Source organism: Nocardia alni, from assembly GCF_019038435.1.
GTDB classification, from domain to species: Bacteria; Actinomycetota; Actinomycetes; order Mycobacteriales; family Mycobacteriaceae; genus Nocardia; species Nocardia alni.
Map to the genome: position 1 here is coordinate 1 of NZ_JAGPOX010000105.1, position 19,287 is coordinate 19,287.

Here is a 19,287-nt window from a genome sequence, read left to right on the forward strand (position 1 = left end):
CTCGACAACCGCAATCCCGACCCCGATCGCCGCCCACACCCATCCGACGACGACCGTACGGGCGCGAAAACGTTCGGGCACAAACGCTTCCCTCCATGCCCAGATCACCGCGCCCGGCACCGCGGCGAGCAGCCAACCGATCACCGCCGGCCAGTCGCCCCGCACCATCACGGCCACCGCGACACCGGCGACAGCGGCCAACCACACCCAGCCCACGGTCGCACGCGAACGAATACCGCCACGCCCCAGCGCTATCTCGTGCACAACGAAGACCGCGCCCGATACGACAGCCGCGACACAACCGACCGCCGCCGGCCAATCCGCCCGCGACACAACGACAACCGCGACACCTACCACGATCGCCAACCACGCCCGGACGGCCCGCGAACCTTCGCGCCTCGACAACAGGTCGTACCCGAGGAACACCGCGCCCGACGTGACCGATACCGCCCCACCGATCAGCGTCCACCGGTCGTTCCCCAATATCACGACAACGAGGCCGCCGGCCATGACCGCCAGGCAGGCCATTGGGAGAGCTGCCGAGCGTGACCGAATAGCCTTGCGCCACAATGCTGTCCCACGCACGATGAGAACCACGCCGGGCACCGCCGCCGCCACCCAGCCGACCACCGCCATCCCGTCACCCACCCCACGCCAGCCATTGCGCGCCAGCACGATGATCGCCACGCCCACAACGATCACCGACCACACCCACCGCACGGCAGCGCGCGAGCGAACACCGTTGTGCCCGATCCCCCGCACGAGGAACAGCGCACCCGGCACTGCCGCGGCCACACAGCCGATCGCCGCCAACCGATCGGCACGCATGACGACGACGACCGCGACACCCACAACGGTCGCCAGCCATGCCCACCCGACGACAACTGCGCGCGCTCGATCACCGCCGTGCCCCGGCGGCGCCCCCCGGACCATCAGCACAACGCCGGGTACCACCGCCGCGGCCCACCCGACCACCGCCACCCCAGTACCCACCGCGCGCCAGTCATGGTCCGTCGCGATGCCGACGGCGAGACCGAGCGCCCCCGCCAACCACAGCCCGCATGCACCAGCGAGCATCATGATGCGTGCGCGAGAGTCGTTGTCGCACAGCCATAGCCAGTGCGCGAGCAGGACAGCGCCGGTCAGCGCGACCGCCGCCCAGCCGCCGGCCGCCACCCACCGCTGCCGAATCGCCTGCACCATCGCGGTGCACACCACACCCGCCAACCACATCGTCCACAGCGACAGCTCCGCACGTCCCGGTAGCCAATCGACGCGCGGCAGCCTGCGCACCGTCCACGCCACGCACACCACCGCCGCGCAGCACACGACCACCAGAATCCTGGCCCGCAACGCGAACCACACGGTCGCCACCGACGGCACGACCAGCACCGCCAGCAACACCAACGCCGGAGCCTGCAACACCGCGGCCACCACCTGCCGCGGCTGCCACCCACCCACGAGCGGCCCCGACATCCGGCGCGGCGCGAGTTCCAACTCCAACCCGTTGGACTTGATTCGATCGATCGTCATCACAAGCCCGCCTCCCGGTCGACCTGTCGCGGACACCCACCCACGAGCGAACCGGACATCCGGCGTGGCGCAAGCCGCAACTCCAGCCAGGTGATTCGCGGCCGCGTATCGGGCCATCGCGTCGAACCGCTGGATCCGAGCCACTTCTTGCTGCTGCGGATTCCACATACGTCGCACCTCACCATATTCCGTTCGTAGATCATGAGTCGATCCGATCGCATGCGTCTGCTTGCACGGGGTGGCCATTCCCGGGACGGCTCGATCGTCGCTGCCCGGATCGTCCTCGTTGCCAGATGTTCTGGAGGTCCGCGATCGCGCGGTCGGTCGCGGCGGGGCCGGTATCGGTGAGGAAGCGGGTCAGGACTCGCCACAGGCCGTCTCGGCGGCCGCGAGGGCCGACCAGGTCGGCGAAGTCGAACATCGTCCAGTTGTTCAGGTTCGGGGCGACGTCGCGGAACAGGCCCGCGTACGACGCGGGCGTCGGGGCGTCCCCGCGCGGCTGGACGAAACCGCCGTAGCCTGTGACCCAGGGATCCGGGGCCGTGCGTGCGGCCAGGGCCGCGGCAAGGTCGTCGGCGGATTCGGCCGCACCGGTTGTGATGACGAGGATGTCCGCGCCGCCGATGCTCGGGGCCACTCGCCCGTCCGTCAGGGCCGGGAAGGGCATCACGCCGACGCTCGCCTCGGAACCGTTTCGCTGACGAAGACATTCGCGCACAATGGGTTCCGCGTAGTCCGGGGCGACAACCATAGTGGCGGAACGGTGTTGGAACACATCGCGCACCGCATCGGGAAACTGCCGCCGCAGCGTCTCGGCGACACCACCCGGGAATGCGCCGGGCGTGCCCCAGAGTTCTCCGAGCACGCCGAACGCCGCCCGTACATCGGGCCGGTCCCAGCTCACATCTTGTGCGCCCGCCGGCTGCCCGGACACCGGGGCGAATTTCGACAGCGCCTGATACGCATTCGGCGCGACCGCGCACAGCACGTTCGCGAAGTGGTATGCCAGCACCCAGCCGTCCGCGGCGCCCAGCGCGAACAGGTGGCGACCGGCGGCGGCGAACCGGGCGATCTGCTCGGGCCAGTCCTCCAGATACCAATCCCTCGGCATGTCGCCGAGCGTCTGACCATCGGGCGCCACGGCGTCGCGGTCGTACCAGACCAGCGATTTGTACGCGCCCTTGAACGGCACACCGAAGTGACCGACCGCATGATCCCGGCAATTGCGGTACCACAACAGGTCCCACCAGTTGTCCCGGTACAGCGGGTCGCCCCCGGGCGGCGCCCACAGCGTGTCGCGGACCGCGCGCAGCCTCGAGCCCGCCAGCACCGAGATGCGGCCCGCGTCCGGCAGCATGATGATGTCCGGCGCGCCGCTGCCACCGGCGTTGAGCGCGGTATCGATATCGTCACCGAGCGGCACGACCTCCACCGGACCGCGAAAGGCGGGCGCGCTGCGCCCCTGTCCGATACCGGCGAGCACGGCCTGAAACGCCGCCAACTCGTTTCCGCTCCAGGTCACCGCCACCCGCAACGTTCCGGAGCCGCCACGCAGGATATTCGGCCCGCACGCGGCGGCGAACGGCAGAACGAGCCCCGCCTGAAGTACCGATCGACGTGTGATCATTGCCCCGAAACCACCCCTGGAGTCGCGTTTCACCGATCTCTGGTTCGACGGTACGGTCGTCGCGAGCCTGAAACGAGACGTCAACTTCCGGGGCGGTGCCGTTCGGGGCCGCTCGCCCCGGCGGCGCGGCTCGACCAGAGCGAGGCCGACCAGTATTACCCCGTGCGGCTATTCTAGTCGAAAGCCGCTGGTGCAGAAGGCTGATGGGCACGCCCGACAAGGGCACGCCGCGGCGTCCGCCACACTGATCTGCGGCGGGAGGTGTCCCCCACTCCGACCCGGACGCTCCCGCTGATTCCTGTCGGAGGGCATCGCTAGTCTGACCGCATGGTCAAACCGGATTCGGCAGTGCGCCGACTGATGCGTGACACAGGAAAGTTACTGCAACCATACGGTTTCCATCACGACGCGGGGACCCACTGGGCACGAGTCGAGCCGGGTGGGGTGGCGTCGGTCGGCCGCAGCCGGGCACTTCGGACCTGGACCGGCGGCCAGCAGGAGCTCCGATTCGGTCTCGACCTCGACGCCACGCCGACAACCTGGTGGGAGTACCGCAACTGGTGCGGCGCGCGACAGGGTCTGTCACCCACTCCGATCGAAAAGGCCAGCGGTCCAGGGCAGCTCACCAACCACGGCCTGCCGGACGAGGTGACCGGCATGTGGTCACTGCGCCTCGACCCGGCGCAGGACGGGCAGCACGCACTCCAGGCGGATATCGAGGCGATCCGCGACGAGTTACCCAGGCGCGTACACCTTTACGCGCGACGAGCGCTCCGGCTGGTGGAACCGGGCCGATACCTGGAGGAGCTGCTGGCCTGTCCGAATCCCGGGATCGCAACATGGGAGGCGATCGTCGTGCTGCTCGCCGAACGGGGTCCGGGACCACGACTCGACGACGCGGTCGGACAGCTGCGGGCGTGCTGTGCGGAACAGAGCGCATCGGACTACGCGGAGGAGGTCGCCATCGCGTTCGCCACGGCCCGAGCCGCGCTGGTCTGAGCCGCCTGCCGCACGGTCTCAGCAGCCGTAGAGTTCGCCGACTCCCTCGGTGGGGGTTTGTTCGCCGAGACAGCCGAACGGGACGAGGCCGGCGTCGCTCATCTTGACCGCGGATTGTGCCGACTTGTTCTCGCAGACGAGTCCGGAGGAGTCGAGGCGGCAGGTGTAGTCGCCGGCGGTGATGCGCGATCCATAGGGGAGTTTGTTTCCGTAGCCGCGGACGAACGGGCCCGGGTCGCCGTGCATCGAGCCCACGGTGGCCTTGGTACCGGAGTAGGTGATCCAGTTCGCCACGAACTCGCCCTCGCCACTGCGTGTGGACTCGGCCGGCGGGTGCTTCAGATCCACCAGGCAGTACAGATCGGGCATGCCCTCCTCGGCATCGCTGGTGCACTTGATCTTTCCGGTCGGACTGGTGAAGGCGACGTCGTTGTCCTTCAGGGGGGTGGCCGTGCCGTCCTGGGTCGTCTGGGTGGCGAACTGCGCAGGATCGGCTGCACGACCATCCCGTATCCACTCGTCGACCGCCGCGAAGGAGGCGCCGGCGCTCGGCGCTCCCCCGGTCGACGACGTTGTCGTGGAGGTGGATTCGGAGTCGGCGGGCGCGGACGCCGGCGCGGTGCGGGACTGCTGATCGGTTGTAGCCGAACAGCCTGCCACCAGAAGGACGAGCGCTGTCAAGGCCGCGATACGCATGCCGACCACCATAGGGGCTGTCTCGTGACGCCGCGAACCTGCCGTTCAGCCAGGCATGCACCCAGCCGTTAGAGCTGGTCGACATATGAACCGGCCGAACGTTTTACGTCCTCACATGTCGCCGGGACGCGGTGGGTGCCCCGCGTGCCGACCGTCTGCTCGGCGAAGCCGGCGGTGAGCACGCACGGCTACAGGACCGGCAGCGCCGCATGCGCAAGATATCGCCGGACTCGTGCCGCCTGCGCCAGGAAACCAGGAGGCACTTGCGGGCCGTAGGAGTTGCTGTGGCTGATCAGATTGGCGCGCAGGGTGTTTCCATGCCACTACGGCGACCTTCGAGTAATTCGATCAGGGTGCGGCCCATCGCATTTCGGGCTGCCTGCTGGTCCTGGGCGCGGGTGATCGCCAGCGCGGCGGCCGACAGTGCGCCGTAGAGCACGTGGGAGAGGGCGTCGACGTCGGCGGTGATGATCGAGCCGTCGTTGCGCAAGGCCGTCAGCGCGACCTCGAGCACCCCCTCGACGTGGCGTTCGCCGTGTTCCCACCACGGGACGAAGCCGAGGGCGGTGGGGCCGTCGCGGAAGCAGATCTGTTGGTAGGCGGGATCCAGGCAGCGGTCCAGGAAGGCGTTCAGGCCGGCGATGGTGGCTTCCCAGGGTGTGCGGGCCGAACTCGTTCTCGCGGCGATCATCGTGACCGTCTGCTTGTCGACCAGCTCGAGGGCGGCCTGGAACAGCGATCGTTTATTGGCGAAGTGGTGGTAAACGGCGCCCTTGGTGACGCGGGCGGCCGCGGCGATCTGATCGGTCGAGGTGTTCTCGAACCCTCGGGTGGCGAACAGTCGCGCCGCGCCCTCGATCAGCGCACGCCTGGTATCCGCGGCATTCGCATCACGTCTAGACAACATACTCCGAGTATGTGACATTCCAGCCTTCTTTATCAACCGCGGACGGCACAGACTGGGCTACACAATGGACACGAGAGATTCGGGGAGAAAGTTCCGAAAATGACTGTGCGACAGATTCCTTGGACTGATATGCGGCGCCTGCCCCGATTGCTGCGGCACAACTGGCGGCGCCATCGCGACCGTGGTGCGCGGCTGACCGATTTCACCATCACGACGACCTGGTCCGACGGGTCCGCCGCACGGTCCACGGGCCCGTATATGTTCAGCCTCACCGAATTCACGCCGACCAGAGTGACGGACGTTCTGCCGATCTGGCTCGCGGGAACGCGTCTGGCACGTCAACTGGTACGGATCGACGAGTCGGTCGGCATAACGACCTACATCCGGCCCGCTCACCACGGCCAGGTCGGATCCCTGTCGGTGTGGACCGATCCGAAGGGGCTCGATGCCTTCATGACACTGCCGGACCACATCGAGATCATGAACAAGTACCGATCCCGCGGCCTGCCCGTTCGATCCGCCACATGGTGGTCCGATCATCTCGACGCCGACGCCGCCGTCCTCGAGGGCTTACGGCTGCTGGACACCCACGACACCCAACGCGTGAGCACCCCGAGAGGCTAACTGAGCAACCTGCACACATCCGCCGCAGTCCGCCGACTACTCCTTCGAGGCGTGCCTGCGCGATCTGGAGGCGTGCTCGCGGCGCGGGGTATGCAGCGGGCACGGCTGGTGGGCCCGTCCTACGGGGCGCTGGTCGCGGTGCATTTCGCCGACCGCCACCCCGACCGGGTGCTGGGTGTGGTGTCGGTGGACAGCGCCCAGCCGTACGGGATCACCGGGGAGGAGTCTCGCGAGCGGATCCGCAGGCCGTTCCGTCAGGCCCGGCCGTTGATGCCGCTGCTGCGCCCGCTCGGGATGTCCGCCCGGATGAGCACCCCGCCAATCCGAACCTGACCGTGGCAGCGAAGGTCCCCAGCAATCACTCCAAGATCCTGGCCAAGGATTTCGGCGCCGGCGCCGCGCGCGAGCTCGCCGGAACCAGCCCGTCGGACGCTACGGGCCCTGAGTGGGTGCGGATCGTGACCGACCCACTTGTGCCCACCACCCTCGCTGGGGGCTTCTCGCTGCCCAGAGTCATTCCGCGCGGGGTGCGGTAAGGGCTCGCCCGCGTCGTCGCACCCGCCGCGTTGGCCGGCCGGTGCACGGAACCGGCTCGCAAAGATCCTGCGGGACTGGCCGATTCGGCAACCACCGGAGTTGCCAGGCGCTGCGCCCGGCCTCGAGCGGATACCCGAACCATCCGATCAGCGGCCATGCGGACGGCCTGCCTGTTACACGTCGACGAGGTCGTCGCTATCGTGAGCGACAAGGTCACCATTTCAGTCGCAACCAGACCGAAGTGGCCTGGTTGACTCGCGGATCGGAAAGAGCGGCGTCGGATCATGGCAGAGGACCTGATCGTGTCTGGGGTGCTGGTGATCCCCGCGTCGGAGTTGAGCGAGCGGTTCTCACGGTCGTCCGGTCCGGGAGGGCAGCACGTCAACACCACCGACAGCCGAGTAGAGCTGTCCTTCGATCTGGCCAACTCGCCCTCCGTGCCGGAGCGGCTGCGCACCCGGATGCTCGACCGGCTGGCCACCCGCCTGGTCAACGGGGTGCTCACGATCGCCGCATCGGAGCAACGCGCACAGCCGCAGAACCGCGCGGCCGCCCGCGAACGACTGGCCTCGTTACTGCGTGACGCCGCTGCCGCACCGCCACCCGTTCGCCGCGCCACCAAGCCTTCGCGCGGAGCAAAGGAACGTCGCATCGCCGCGAAGAAACGGCGCGGCGTCACCAAACGCAACCGCCGCGCCTCCCCCGACGACTAGCCGACGGACAGCGCCACGGGTTGAGGTATCGGCGGCACAGTCATTATCGAAAGGGGCCGTGCTCCCCAAGCACCCGTCTGCGTCTTCTCGACGCTGGCGGCAGCCTGAGCAGGCACAACCGATACACGGTATTCGGCCAGCCCATGCCTACGGCACGAGACGGGACGGCGGACCCTGATGCCGACAGGCGACACCTGGCCCGGCCGCCCCAGCCAGCCAGGCTGCCACCGGGACTCATTGTCCAGCCGGACCCGGGCTACCACCGACTGCACCGTCCGGGGCCAACCGGGCTACCACCGAACTCCACCGCCCGGGCCAACCTGGTTATTGCCGAGCCCGGTCGCCCGGGCCAACCCAGTGCTGTCGGCCCGCGCTGTCCAGACATCAAACTGCTGCCGCAGCTTACCGGGCGGACCGGGCCGCTATCGAACCTTTTACCGTCCGGGCGGGCCGGGCTGCTGCCAGTTTCGGCCCTCGCCCTGTTCCGGGCGGGGCTGGTATTGCTGGGTGGGCGGCTGCTGCTGGTATTGCGCCGGTGTTTGCGGCTGGAATTCCGGCGTCGAGCCCAGGCGACTCTGGCCCGGGCCGCCGCGGTGCTGGCCGACCGGCGGTAACGGGGATTCCACCGGGGTCGCGGCGGCGGCCTCGGCGGCCTGGACCGCGCGGGCGGCGGCCGGATCGGTGGAGACGTCGAACCAGTCGGCTACCTCGTCGGAATCGTCCTCCGGGACAGCTTCACCGTCGGAGCTGGGCTCGTACCGGAATACTCCGTCTTCGCCCTTGGTGCCGAAGTTGCGGGCGAAACCCTCCAGCGCCTTGCCGAAATCGCTGGGGACCATCCACAGCTTGTTGGCATCGCCCTTGGCGACCTGCGGCAGGGTCTGCATGTACTGGTACGCAAGCAGTTCCGGCGTGGGCTTACCGGATTTGATTGCGGCGAAGACCTTTTCGATCGCCTTCGCCTGGCCCTGCGCCTGCAGGTACGCGGCGGCCCGCTCACCCTGGGCGCGCAGGATGCGGCTCTGGCGCTCACCCTCGGCGGACAGGATCGCGGACTGCTTGGCGCCTTCCGCGGACAGGATCTGCGCCTGCTTGGCGCCCTCGGCCGTCTTGATCTGCGCCTCCCGATTACCCTCGGCGGTGAGGATTATGGCGCGCTTCTCACGGTCGGCCTTCATCTGCTTCTCCATCGACTCCTGGATCGACGGCGGCGGATCGATGGCCTTGAGTTCCACTCGCGATACGCGCAGGCCCCAGCGGCCGGTGGCCTCGTCGAGCACGCCGCGCAGCTGCGAGTTGATCTGATCGCGCGAGGTCAGCGTCTCCTCCAGGGTCATGCCGCCGACCACGTTGCGCAGGGTGGTGATGGTGAGCTGCTCGACCGCGGCGATGTAGTTGCTGATCTCGTACACCGCGGCCTGCGGGCTGGTGACCTGGAAGTACACGACCGAGTCGATCTGCACTGTCAGGTTGTCCTGGGTGATCACCGGCTGCGGCGGGAAGGAGACCACGCGCTCGCGCAGGTCCACCCGGGCACGCACCCGGTCGGCGAACGGCACCAGCAGCGTCAGCTGGCCGGACACCGTGCGCGAGTATCTGCCCAGCCGCTCGATCACCGCCGCTTCGGCCTGCGGCACCAGCGCAATCGAGCGGAACAACACCACCGCCACCAGCAGAACCAGGACGATGGCGACGATCAGTGCAACCATTACGGTCCCTTCCAGACGACGGCGTGTGCGCCGTCGATCTTCATCACGTACACGGTTTCCCCCTCGGCGTATTCTTCGGCCGGATCGAACGAGCGAGCGCTCCACACCTCGCCATCGATCCGGACCCGGCCCGTCTCCTCGTTGACCGCCTCCAGCACCTTAGCCGTCTTCCCCGGCAGCGCGTGCACATTGGTCGGCGTGGGCGGCGGAATCGAGAAGCGGCGCAACAGCATCGGACGTACCAGGAACAACAGCCCGAGCGCGCTGACGCCGAAGACCACGGCGTCGATGATCAGGGAGGCATCGGTGACCCCGCCGACCAGCGCGGTGACCAGCGCGGCTCCGCCGAGCATGAGCAGCGTGAAATCACCGGTGAGCATCTCGGCGGCAGCGAGCAGGATGCCCGCGACCAGCCACACGATTGCGGCCACGTCCTCAACACTAGCCGCACGAACCGACAAGAACCGGACAAGGACGCGCAAATCGTTGCCGAGCCGCTATTTTCGAACGGGTGACGGAGTACGGCGATATCTTCTCGGGACACACCCGCAAACGCCCGCATGTCGTGCCACAGGTCAGCGCGGAGCGTGACCTGGTGGCCGAGGACGCGGCGAGCGGATTCTGCGGCGCGGTGGTCGGTTTCGAACGCACCTACGACGGCGAGTTCGTCAAGCTCGAGGACCGGCACGGGCGGGTGCGGCTGTTCGCATTGCGCGAGGCGGCGTTCCTGATCGACGGAGAGCCGGTCACGCTGGTCCGGCCGAAGGCCGCGCCGCCGCCGAAGCAGACCCGGTCGTCCTCGGGATCGACACTGGTGGAAGGGCTGCGCGCCCGGGTCGCGCGCGGCAGCCGCATCTGGGTCGAGGGCGTGCACGACGCGGCGCTGGTGGAGCGGGTGTGGGGGCACGACCTGCGAGTCGAGGGTGTCGTGGTGGAACATCTCGAGGGTCTGGACAACCTCGCCGAACGACTCACCGAGTTCGAGCCCGGGCCAGGTCGGCGTGTCGGGGTCCTGGTCGACCATCTGGTCACCGGATCCAAGGAGACCTCCCTGACCACGGGTCTCGGGCCGCATGTGCTGGTCACCGGGCATCCGTACATCGACGTGTGGCAGGCGGTGCGACCGCAGGCCCTGGGCATCGCGCAGTGGCCGCGGGTGCCGCGCGGCGAGGATTGGAAGACGGGCATCTGCACTCGTCTGGGATGGGGGACGCCGCAAGAGGGATGGCGGCGGGTCTACAACGCGGTCGATTCGTTCCGGGATCTCGAGGCGCCACTGCTGGGCGCGGTCGAACAGCTCATCGACTTCGTCACCGAAACCGAGTGAGCGCGCGGCGTTATCGAGGACCCCGCCGGGCGGCGAGGTCACTTCCCGCCTTCGTGAGCCCCGCGGCGACCGCACCCCGTGAACTCGGCGTCGCGGCGATCCCGGACATGTCGTGCAGCACCACGTGGTTGCGGTCGGTGAGCGAGCCCAGGCTGTAACGCGACTGGAATCCGAACAGTTCGGCGCGGGTGCGGTTGCTCCAGTGCAGGGCTGGACGCGAGCGGGCGGGGTGGAAGGTGACCATGTATCCGCCCTCGTACAGGCGCAGCAGCGAATACCCCGCCGGGTACTCCTTGATCGAGGCCACCTCCAGGAAATTCACCGGGATCGGGATATCGGGACGGGTGCGCCGGTTCCGGTGGGTATGGCCGCTGTGGTGGGCGAACACCCCGGGGGCGCGCTGATACAGGCGGTGCAGCGTGGCCGCGTCGTGCCGATCGAGTATGAACCCGGGGCCGCCGAGATTGGTCATACCCGACTGGCGGGTCACGGGATGATGACCGAAAACCAGTGTGGGACGGTCTGGTTCGGCGTGCAGCAGACCACGCAACTCCGACATCTGCCCGGCGTCGATCCGACCGGCCGCACCGTCGAGTTCGGTGGTGTCCAGGCCGATCACCCGCAGACCGTCCAGATCGTAGGAGAACAGCCGTTGCCGGGGAAGAAAATCCGGACCCCAGCAGTCGTAGTGCCCCTCGCCCGTCAGTCGCGTGCCAGTCTCCCATGCCGCGCCGACCCGCGGCCGGTCGTGATTTCCCCGGCACACCAGGACATCTCGGCCGAATGCGCCCCACCCGTCCAAACGGCTTCTGACCGCGCGGGATTCACCCGGCAGACCGGCCGCGGTGAGATCACCCGCCAGAATCAGGTGGTCCGCACCGCGATCCGCCGCACGGACGTCGGTCAGCAGCGCGTCCAGCATGATCTGCGGGTACGGGGGCAGACCGGGCTCCTGACGCACACCGGGCGGCAGGAAGGGCACGAGTTCGCCGCTCACCTTCTCGCCGTAGTGCACGTCGTTGGCCAGGGCGACGGTACGCAGCAGTCGTCCCGGCGGCGGCACGAGGGTCCGGAATTCGTTCCGCTGCGCCTCGTTCCACCAGCGGACCGCCGCTCCCGACACCGCTCGCACGCCGCGCGAGCGGGCCTCGAACCGGTACGCCCGGCCGGGTTCCAGGCCGGTGATCTCGACATAGTGATAGGCGGTCGGCGTCTCGTCGAAGTGCACCACCCGCAGTGGCTTGCGCGAATCCGCCGGTCCGACAGCGAGTTCGGTGTCCGAATCGACCGGCCGCCACAGCCCGATCGGATCGGCCGCGGCGGTCGTCCAGCTCACCGCGGCGGACCGGTCGCTCACCGTGATCACGTCCAGATCCCGGGCCACCATCGAAAATGTCTGCGGCACAAGCAGGGTGAGTCCACCGACCGGCGCCGATGCTGCCGCGGCCAGCGCGGTGAGCATGGTTCTGCGGGAAAACCCGTTGTGGCCCATCGCAACCCCTGACGTACAGTCGTCGGTGATCGACAGGCACAACGGTATCCAGGCAATCGGGCCACGCCGTGAACGCCGGACGAGCTACGCGCCTCCCCCGGGCGCCGATCTTGTGAACGAGCATTTCCGCACGTCAGCCACAGTTCACGAGCAGGTCGCACAGGCTAACCGGACATGGCGCGGCGGGGGTTTCGTCACCACCGCGTGCCGGATGCGTCATTCACCGGCCACCTCAGCGTCCGGTTTCCGAATCGCCCTGATCCGTAAGGACCTGCGAGCGATCACAACCCGGCACCGTTCGCACACCCGCGACCCGGGACGGTTCAGCGGCTCTCGCCCTCCGCCGAGCCGGACTGCTCGATTCGCTCGTGCAGCCGGCCACGAATCTGCTCGGGAGTGTAGGTGCGCCGCTGACGTTCCGAGCGAGCGATCACCACTCCGGTGGCGGCGACACCGGCGATGCCCGCCACACCGAGCACCTTCCACCAGCTCACCCGTCCGAGTACCTGTCGCCAGCCCATGTTGCCTAGGCTACCGGTATGGCTGTGGACAAGGCGGCGGGCATCGATCTGGACCGGGCGCTGGAAATCACGCGCACCGGCGACCTGTGGCTGTTCCGCGGCCACTCGGCGGCAGATCGCGCCATCCGGGTGACGACGAACAGTCCGGTCAATCACGTCGGCATGGCCGTGGTGATCGACGATCTGCCCGTGCTGATCTGGCACGCCGAACTCGGTCGCCCCCTGCCCGACATGTGGTCCGGCGACCGCCATCGCGGCGCTCAGCTGCACAACCTGCGCGACGCGGTCCTCATCTGGGCCCAGCGTTACGGCCAGCGCGCCTGGTTGCGCCAGCTCGACCGGCCGGTCACCCGGGAGATGGAGGACAACGCCCTGCGCGCCATAGCCCGTCTCGACGGCACACCCTTCCCCTCCACCTCCGCCCTGGCCGCCCGCTGGTTCAGCGGCCGCGCATCCCGCCTGATCCCGAAATCCCGCTCCGCGAACAAGATCCCATCCGCCCAAGACCTCCGCAGCGCCTACTGCGCCGAAATAGTCGCCCTCACATACCAATCGATGGGCCTGCTGCCCGACCACCGAGCCAACCGCTACGACCCCGGCAGCTTCTGGAGCGGCGACACCCTGCCGCTCGACGAGGGATACCACCTCGGCGGCGAGATCCCGATCCACGTCCCGGACGCGGTCGTCGAATAAACGACCACCTGCTACGCCCCTCCGCTTGTCGCGGCGGACTCGCCGCGCTGACATCCGCATCAGCTGACCACACGACCGACGAGAACGTCGTCGAGCATCTCGGGCAGCGCGGTACCCTAGCGCGCGCGAACCAGGCAGGGCGCTACGCCAGGGGCGCGAGTCCGCAGCGAACCAGATCGACACTGGCGGTGACGATTTCGCCGAGGTCGCCCGTGCACCCGTCGCGGCCCCATTTCTCCACCGCCACAACAAGTGCCGCGGCCAACGTCGCTCCCGCTACCTCCGACAGCAGTTCGGCGTCCGGCGACCGCGGGGCGCGGGTGCGGACGAACTCCGTCAGCACGGCGGCGAACGAGGACTGCACGAGCCGCAGATGGTTCGCGATCCGCTCCGCGCTGATCAGCGTGTAGCGGGCGGTCGCCGCCTGACGCACCAGCTCCAGATCATGAGGAAAGCTGCGCACGCCGGCCAGGACGGCGTCGAACAGCGACTCGGTCGCCGGACGTCGCGCCAGCGACTCGGCCAGCCATTCCAGCTGCGTCTCGTAGTCCTGGAACAGGACGGCCTCTTTCGTCGGGAAGTGCCGGAAGAAGGTGCGCTCGGTGACCCCGGCCTCCGCGGCGAGCTGGGTGACCGTCACATTCGCGAAACCCTTGGCGGCGAATTGTGCCAATGCCACTCGTCGCAACGCCTCGCGGGTGGATCGCCGGCGCTGCCGGTGCAGGTTCGTCGTCTCGGCCATGTCGTACCGATCGTATCTCGCCGGCCGATCGACCTGTCAGCACTGACATCTTCCGATCATGTCAGTACTGACATATTCTTGGTTGCTGTGCGGTTCCGGCGGCCAGCCGGGCGGTACGGTCCGCGCAGGGCTTCGAAGGAGATCCACCCATGAGCGACTATGACGCGATCGTTGTCGGCGCCGGGCACAACGGCCTGACCGCCGCGGCGATTCTGCAGCGGGCCGGGATGCGCACGCTGTGCCTGGAGGCCAACACCTACAGCGGCGGCATGGCCGCGACCGTCGAGTTGATCGATGGGTTCCGTTTTGAGATCGCCGGTTCGGTTCAGTTTCCGACCGCCGCGCAGCTCACCAAAGACCTTGGGCTGGACACCCTTCCGACCGTGAACGCGGAGGTGATGTCGGTCGATCTCGGCGAATCGGGCGAGGAGCCGATGGTCTTCTATCGCGACCCGATGCGATTGATGAGCCATTTGGACAGTAAGCACGGCACCGCTGCGGTCCTGGGGATGGCCGGTCTGGTGCAGTGGAGTCAGGGACCGGCACGGGCGCTCGGCCGCTTCGAGGTGCGCACCCCGCCCAAGACGCTGGACGAGATGTACGCCTGTGCGGCAGACGAATCCGAGCGCCGGGCGATCCACGAGATGCTGTTCGGTTCGGCGATGGACGTGATCGACCGCTATCTGCCCGACAAACATCGGCATGCGGCCCTGCGTGGGATGCTCGCGTTCCTGGCCGTCAACTCGACCTATCGCGGGCCGTACACGCCGGGCAGCGCGACCTGCCTGGCATTTGCGCTGGCCGTACCGAACGACGGCGCGGCGATGATGACCAAACTCGAGGGCGGCATCGGCGCCCTCACCGAACATCTGCGCAGCCTGTTCCACTCCCATGGTGGTGAAATCCGTTTCCGCGCAAAGGTAGAGCGGATCACGGTCGACAACGATCACGTCAGCGGTGTGCGGCTGCGCGACGGTACGGTCATCACCGCACCCGTCGTGGTGTCGGGCGTGGCGCCCGATCTCACACTCCTGGGTCTGGTCGGCCCGGATGCGCTGCCCGCGGCCCTCGTCGAGCGCCTGACCGGCCGGGACCATCGCGCGGCATACGTCCAGATCCATTTCGCCCTCGACGAGCTGCCCGAGTTCGCCGCACCCTATGAACTGCTCAACGAACCCGGTATGCAGCAGTCGATCGGGATCTTCGGCTCCCCCGAGGAACAGCAGCGGCAATGGGAGATGTGTACTCACGGCCTGGTCCCCGACAACCCGTCGCTGGGCATGCAGATTCCGTCCTGTCTGGACACCAGCCTGGCTCCCCCGGGGAAGCATGCGGCCAGCGCATTCGCCTACGCGTTCCCGGTCGAAGTCGACGGCGAACAGCACGGCAAGCTCAGAAACGATATGGCCGAACGGGTTATCGACAAGATCTCCCGATACGCCCCGAATTTCCGCGACATCGTCGACCGGCACATCACGTTCACCTCCCATCATATGGACACGATGTTCGCCGCTCCGGCAGGCGATTTCTGCCACGGCCTGCTCCACCCGGACCTGATGGGACCGAATCGGCCGGGGCCCAGGGGATTTCTCGATCAGCCCATTCCGATCGGCGGACTCTATCTGGGCAGCGCGGGATGCCATGGCGGCCCGGGGATCACCTTCACCCCCGGGTACAACGCCGCCTACCAGGTGCTCGACGATCTGTCCGCGCTACCAGGTGTTGATGTGGCCGGGTGACCATCTGCCACTGTGGGTCTCCTGGGTGACCGTGGGGGCCGGGGGCACGGCCGACGGGTCGATCGGGGTGAGGCGTTGCAGCTCACCCCAATCCTGCTTCCAGTCGTATGCCAGATAGGTGGCCAGAGTCTCCGAGCGCAGCAACTGCTGACTCCAGCCCAGCGGCCCGCCGCCGCTGTGCCCCTCCCACAGAGTGGTGTCGTGGGCGCCCACCCGATTGGGCAGGATGCGCCACCCCGGCGCCTGGGCGATGCCGTCCTTGTGATCGAACGGCCGCTGGCACGGGAACTGCAGGCCCACGGCCCAATCCAGCAGCACGGGCTGCCGCGAGCCGACCAGGTCACCGAGCGTGCGAGTCAGCGGGATACGCGGCGGGGTCAGCGCCATCCAGCGTTCCGGATCGAGGTTGTGGTCCTCGGCGACGATGCGAATCACGTTCGCCTGTGCGGGAATCTGATCCAGGGGCACCCGCAGATTCCGCCAGGACGGCGCCGGGCCGATATCGATCGGGGTCAGCCGTCCCATCGGATGCGCGCTGGTCGCGGAATCGCTAGCGCCGTATTCGATTTCGACCGGCTCACCGCCGATGGTTCCGCCGTCCGGGCCGATCGCCTGAATACGCCCAGCCGCCGCGATCGAGATGATGTCGCGACTGCCGTGCTGCGCGGGCAGCCGGTACCAGCCGGTGGTGAGGTCGGCCGGAGTCTGTACACCATCGGTGCCGAGCTCCGGCGTGGTCGCCGCGTCGAGGCCGTAAGGCAGTGGTGCGCCGCCGGTTTGCGTTCCCGGCTCCCCGGTTTGCGTACCGCCGCTGGTCTTGTCGCCGAAGGCCTTCGCGATACTGCTCGAACCGTCCTGCTCGTCGTCGGGAGTGAGATCGCCGACGCCGTTCGGCACGAATCCGCGTGCGCCGCCGGTGAATGTGGAGTACGCGTCGCCGACGAGCGGTTTCATCATCGAGGCGTTCGGGTTGGTCTCGACCAGCACGTCGTTGGCCAGTCCGCACGGACTGCCCATGAGCGCGTGGATATTCGAGGACGCGAGCGAGAATCCGGGATACTGCACCGCCGCACTCGTGGTGAACGACACGACCTCGAAAACCACCAGGATCGCCGTGGCCACCGTCAGCGACGGGAACTTCGCCAGTCGCCACGCCCGGTCCGAGACACGGTGCGGCGTACCGGGTTTCGGTGCACGCACATGCCACCAGATCGCGAGCACCACGCACAGCGCGGCGATCACCAGGAATATCTCGCTGAACCCCACACCCTGGAACGAGGGCGCCTTGTTCCACCACGGTATGCCGAAGCTCGATATCCACCACCACTGATTGACGCTGGTGAAGACCTGCGCCATCGCCAGCGCCACCACCGCGGCGAATATCGCCCGGTTGCGCGGCGAGCGCATCACCCGAGGCCCCAGCGCGACCGCCGTGAGCACCGCCACCGCTCCGGCCAGCCCCGCGTACACCCCGTTGTGGTGGGTGAACTTCGTCGGCGAAGTCGCCATCAGCAGCATCGCCCCGAACGTCACACCGAGCAGCCGCCGCGCCGGTCCGGACGCGGTGAACGGAATACGACCGCCCTTGCGCAGCATGGTGAATACGCAGACGAGCAGACCGAGCCACATGGCGACCATGGCGAACCTGCGGCCGATGGAGCCGTCGGCCGTAGCCATGAACAACCACTGGTAGCTCAGGTATTCGTTGTACCAGGGGTCGGCGGGTCCGACGATGTCGTGCACCCGCTGCATCTCCTGCATCGCCGACAGCGGTTCGACGGCAAAGGCGAAGGCCAGCACCAGCATTCCAGCCGCCGACAGCGGAGCCAGCAACGCGCCGTACGCCCGGATCCAGGCCCCCCGCGATACCCGGGTCCCGTCATGCGCACCGGCCAGCTCGCGGGCTCGCGGGATACCGAATCCCACCGCCGAGCGCAGCCCGGCCAGCAGCGGGGCGAGACAGATCACCCCCGAGGGCGCCGCGGTGAAACTGAACGCGGCGACCAGAATCGCGACGGCATAGGGCAGCAGCCGCGCCGTCGCGATGGATCGCTCGACGAAGCACCAGGTCAACAGCACGCAGACCGCCACAACGGGCTCGGGCCGCAGGCCGTTGTCGTAGGGCAGCCAGACCGCCAGGAACGCCAGTGCGCCCGTCCATACCGCCACCTTGTCGTGGCGCACGGCGACCCCGAGTCGGGGAATCACCTCCCGGCTCAGCGCCAGCCAGGTGACCACGGCCGCCAGCAGCGTCGGCAATCGCACCCACGGGCTCGCCGTGCTGATCTCCGACAGGTGCGCGATGATGTCGTACGGCGGTGTGCCGACCGGGTTCTCCGGTACGCCGAAGAATCGGAAGTAGTTGGCCATATATCCCGACACCAGCGACGTGCGCGCCATCCCGAACTGATAACCGTCGTCCGAGGTGGTGGCGCCGATGAAATGCCAGACCACCAACGTCGCCAAGACCACGAAGTCCACGCCGGTGAACGTCCACCACCGCTGCGGCAGCCAGCGGCGCAGACGCCGGCCGTCGACCCGGTCCAACCGGTACAGCGCCGCCAGCGCGATCAGCGTGAACACCACGGCCAGCACCTCGGCCGCACGTTTGAGCAAGGTCGGCGTGACCGAGAACCGGCTGTCGACCTGCGCGGTGACTTGTGCGCCATCGGCATTGGGGAGATCACTGAAGATCCCCACCACCTGCGGCCGCCAGTCTCCCGGCAGCACAGTTGTTTTCACACCCGATCCAGGCAGAGCCACTGTGGCCGAAGACATATCGGCATGCACGGTCAGGGTATCGCCGACGATCGCGTCGACCGGCACGCTCACCAGCGCCTGGTTGCGCAGCACCACCTCGAGCCGCGCGGGCTCACGTCCCTGCCCCGGAAGCACACGGGCGACGAATCCATACTTTTCCAGCGAGGGCGCACCATCGGGCAGCGTGGACACCAGCACTCCCCCGTGCGCCTTCAGTTGCGCCATCGCCCGCCCTGGAACGGTCGCGTCGAAGGACAGCGGCGCATAGGTAACCAGCGGCGCCTCGACACTGCGCACCGAATCGTCCTGCGGCCAGGACAGCGTGGTGTGGTCCACCTTCACCGGCAGCAACGGCACCGCGACGGCACACAACGCACCCAGCACCCCGGCGATGCAGGCAATCCACGCGGCCCACTTCCCACGTCCCCCACCTGCGGTCCTCGGTCTCTCACCCACAGCGGGCGCCTCGTCCGCCCTCACCATCGTCTCGGCCACGCCCGCCGATCGTAGTGGGAGGCCCGCGTTATCCACTATTCGTCTGCCGACGGCGAGATCAGCAGCGACTCGGCCGACGAGGGCGACGGCACGACCGGGGAGTCACCATGTTCTGTGGCTACTACGCCGCCTGCCAGGCCCTAAACCAACTTTAGTTCTCTTTTTCCGGGTGG

The 19,287-nt window shown here is 68.0% G+C and carries 18 protein-coding genes; 8 read left to right on the top strand and 10 right to left on the bottom strand.

Annotated features, from left to right (window positions below; translation table 11 throughout):
- Together JZ791_RS31100 and JZ791_RS31105 are read right to left on the bottom strand one after the other, a co-directional pair.
- Positions 1-1,533, bottom strand: a 1,533-nt coding sequence (locus tag JZ791_RS31100; RefSeq protein ID WP_216899240.1) for a hypothetical protein, incomplete at its 3' end; no start/stop codon positions are given.
- A 199-nt stretch (positions 1,534-1,732) separates the two neighbouring features.
- Positions 1,733-3,160 carry an ABC transporter substrate-binding protein gene (locus JZ791_RS31105; protein WP_216899242.1) on the bottom strand — a complete coding sequence of 476 codons (1,428 nt, stop codon included), beginning with the start codon at positions 3,158-3,160 and terminating at the stop codon, positions 1,733-1,735.
- 327 nt (positions 3,161-3,487) lie between these two features.
- Here JZ791_RS31105 and JZ791_RS31110 point away from each other — a divergent pair, with 327 nt between their 5' ends.
- Positions 3,488-4,159, top strand: a complete 672-nt coding sequence (locus JZ791_RS31110) for a hypothetical protein (protein WP_216899243.1) — start codon at positions 3,488-3,490, stop codon at positions 4,157-4,159.
- 18 nt (positions 4,160-4,177) lie between these two features.
- Here the strand turns inward: JZ791_RS31110 and JZ791_RS31115 are convergent, their stop codons facing one another.
- Both JZ791_RS31115 and JZ791_RS31120 read right to left on the bottom strand, forming a co-directional pair.
- Positions 4,178-4,855 carry a hypothetical protein gene (locus JZ791_RS31115; protein ID WP_216899245.1) on the bottom strand — a complete coding sequence of 226 codons (678 nt, stop codon included), beginning with the start codon at positions 4,853-4,855 and terminating at the stop codon, positions 4,178-4,180.
- A gap of 292 nt (positions 4,856-5,147) precedes the next feature.
- Entirely contained in the window at positions 5,148-5,762 is a 615-nt protein-coding gene (locus JZ791_RS31120) for a TetR/AcrR family transcriptional regulator (RefSeq protein ID WP_216899246.1), read from the bottom strand.
- A 99-nt stretch (positions 5,763-5,861) separates the two neighbouring features.
- Between JZ791_RS31120 and JZ791_RS31125 the strand changes: the two genes are divergently transcribed.
- The 4 genes from JZ791_RS31125 (at position 5,862) to arfB (ending at position 7,636) form a co-directional block, all read left to right on the top strand.
- Positions 5,862-6,386, top strand: coding sequence for a hypothetical protein (locus JZ791_RS31125; protein ID WP_216899248.1), 525 nt, complete (start codon positions 5,862-5,864; stop codon positions 6,384-6,386).
- 51 nt (positions 6,387-6,437) lie between these two features.
- Complete coding sequence (locus JZ791_RS31130) at positions 6,438-6,719, top strand: alpha/beta fold hydrolase (RefSeq protein WP_216899250.1); 282 nt, start codon at positions 6,438-6,440, stop codon at positions 6,717-6,719.
- A 2-nt stretch (positions 6,720-6,721) separates the two neighbouring features.
- Positions 6,722-6,922, top strand: coding sequence for a hypothetical protein (locus JZ791_RS31135; RefSeq protein ID WP_216899252.1), 201 nt, complete (start codon positions 6,722-6,724; stop codon positions 6,920-6,922).
- Positions 6,923-7,207: 285 nt separating this feature from the next.
- Entirely contained in the window at positions 7,208-7,636 is a 429-nt protein-coding gene (gene arfB, locus JZ791_RS31140; RefSeq protein ID WP_216899253.1) for an alternative ribosome rescue aminoacyl-tRNA hydrolase ArfB, read from the top strand.
- 434 nt (positions 7,637-8,070) lie between these two features.
- Here arfB and JZ791_RS31145 read toward each other — a convergent pair whose 3' ends face one another.
- On the bottom strand, positions 8,071-9,345 hold the full coding sequence (locus tag JZ791_RS31145; protein ID WP_216899255.1) for an SPFH domain-containing protein: 1,275 nt from the start codon (positions 9,343-9,345) through the stop codon (positions 8,071-8,073).
- Positions 9,345-9,776, bottom strand: coding sequence for an NfeD family protein (locus JZ791_RS31150; RefSeq protein ID WP_216899257.1), 432 nt, complete (start codon positions 9,774-9,776; stop codon positions 9,345-9,347). Before JZ791_RS31150 ends, JZ791_RS31145 begins: the two co-directional genes overlap by 1 nt.
- 80 nt (positions 9,777-9,856) lie before the next feature.
- Here JZ791_RS31150 and JZ791_RS31155 point away from each other — a divergent pair, with 80 nt between their 5' ends.
- Complete coding sequence (locus JZ791_RS31155) at positions 9,857-10,672, top strand: DUF3097 domain-containing protein (RefSeq protein ID WP_216899259.1); 816 nt, start codon at positions 9,857-9,859, stop codon at positions 10,670-10,672.
- A 10-nt stretch (positions 10,673-10,682) separates the two neighbouring features.
- On the opposite strand, the gene JZ791_RS31160 is transcribed toward JZ791_RS31155, so the two are convergent.
- Together JZ791_RS31160 and JZ791_RS31165 are read right to left on the bottom strand one after the other, a co-directional pair.
- Positions 10,683-12,164 carry a metallophosphoesterase gene (locus JZ791_RS31160; RefSeq protein ID WP_216899261.1) on the bottom strand — a complete coding sequence of 494 codons (1,482 nt, stop codon included), beginning with the start codon at positions 12,162-12,164 and terminating at the stop codon, positions 10,683-10,685.
- A gap of 323 nt (positions 12,165-12,487) precedes the next feature.
- A complete protein-coding gene (locus tag JZ791_RS31165) occupies positions 12,488-12,685 on the bottom strand; it encodes a hypothetical protein (RefSeq protein ID WP_216899262.1) in 198 nt (65 codons plus the stop codon).
- 18 nt (positions 12,686-12,703) lie between these two features.
- Between JZ791_RS31165 and JZ791_RS31170 the strand changes: the two genes are divergently transcribed.
- A complete protein-coding gene (locus JZ791_RS31170; protein WP_216899263.1) occupies positions 12,704-13,378 on the top strand; it encodes a hypothetical protein in 675 nt (224 codons plus the stop codon).
- A gap of 142 nt (positions 13,379-13,520) precedes the next feature.
- Here the strand turns inward: JZ791_RS31170 and JZ791_RS31175 are convergent, their stop codons facing one another.
- Positions 13,521-14,120, bottom strand: coding sequence for a TetR/AcrR family transcriptional regulator (locus JZ791_RS31175; RefSeq protein WP_216899264.1), 600 nt, complete (start codon positions 14,118-14,120; stop codon positions 13,521-13,523).
- A gap of 149 nt (positions 14,121-14,269) precedes the next feature.
- On the opposite strand from JZ791_RS31175, the gene JZ791_RS31180 reads away from it, so the two are divergent.
- Positions 14,270-15,859, top strand: a complete 1,590-nt coding sequence (locus JZ791_RS31180) for a phytoene desaturase family protein (protein WP_216899266.1) — start codon at positions 14,270-14,272, stop codon at positions 15,857-15,859.
- Here the strand turns inward: JZ791_RS31180 and JZ791_RS31185 are convergent.
- Entirely contained in the window at positions 15,833-19,102 is a 3,270-nt protein-coding gene (locus JZ791_RS31185) for an arabinosyltransferase domain-containing protein (protein WP_216899284.1), read from the bottom strand. The two genes, JZ791_RS31180 and JZ791_RS31185, sit on opposite strands and share 27 nt — an antisense overlap.
- Positions 19,103-19,287: the final 185 nt, after the last annotated feature.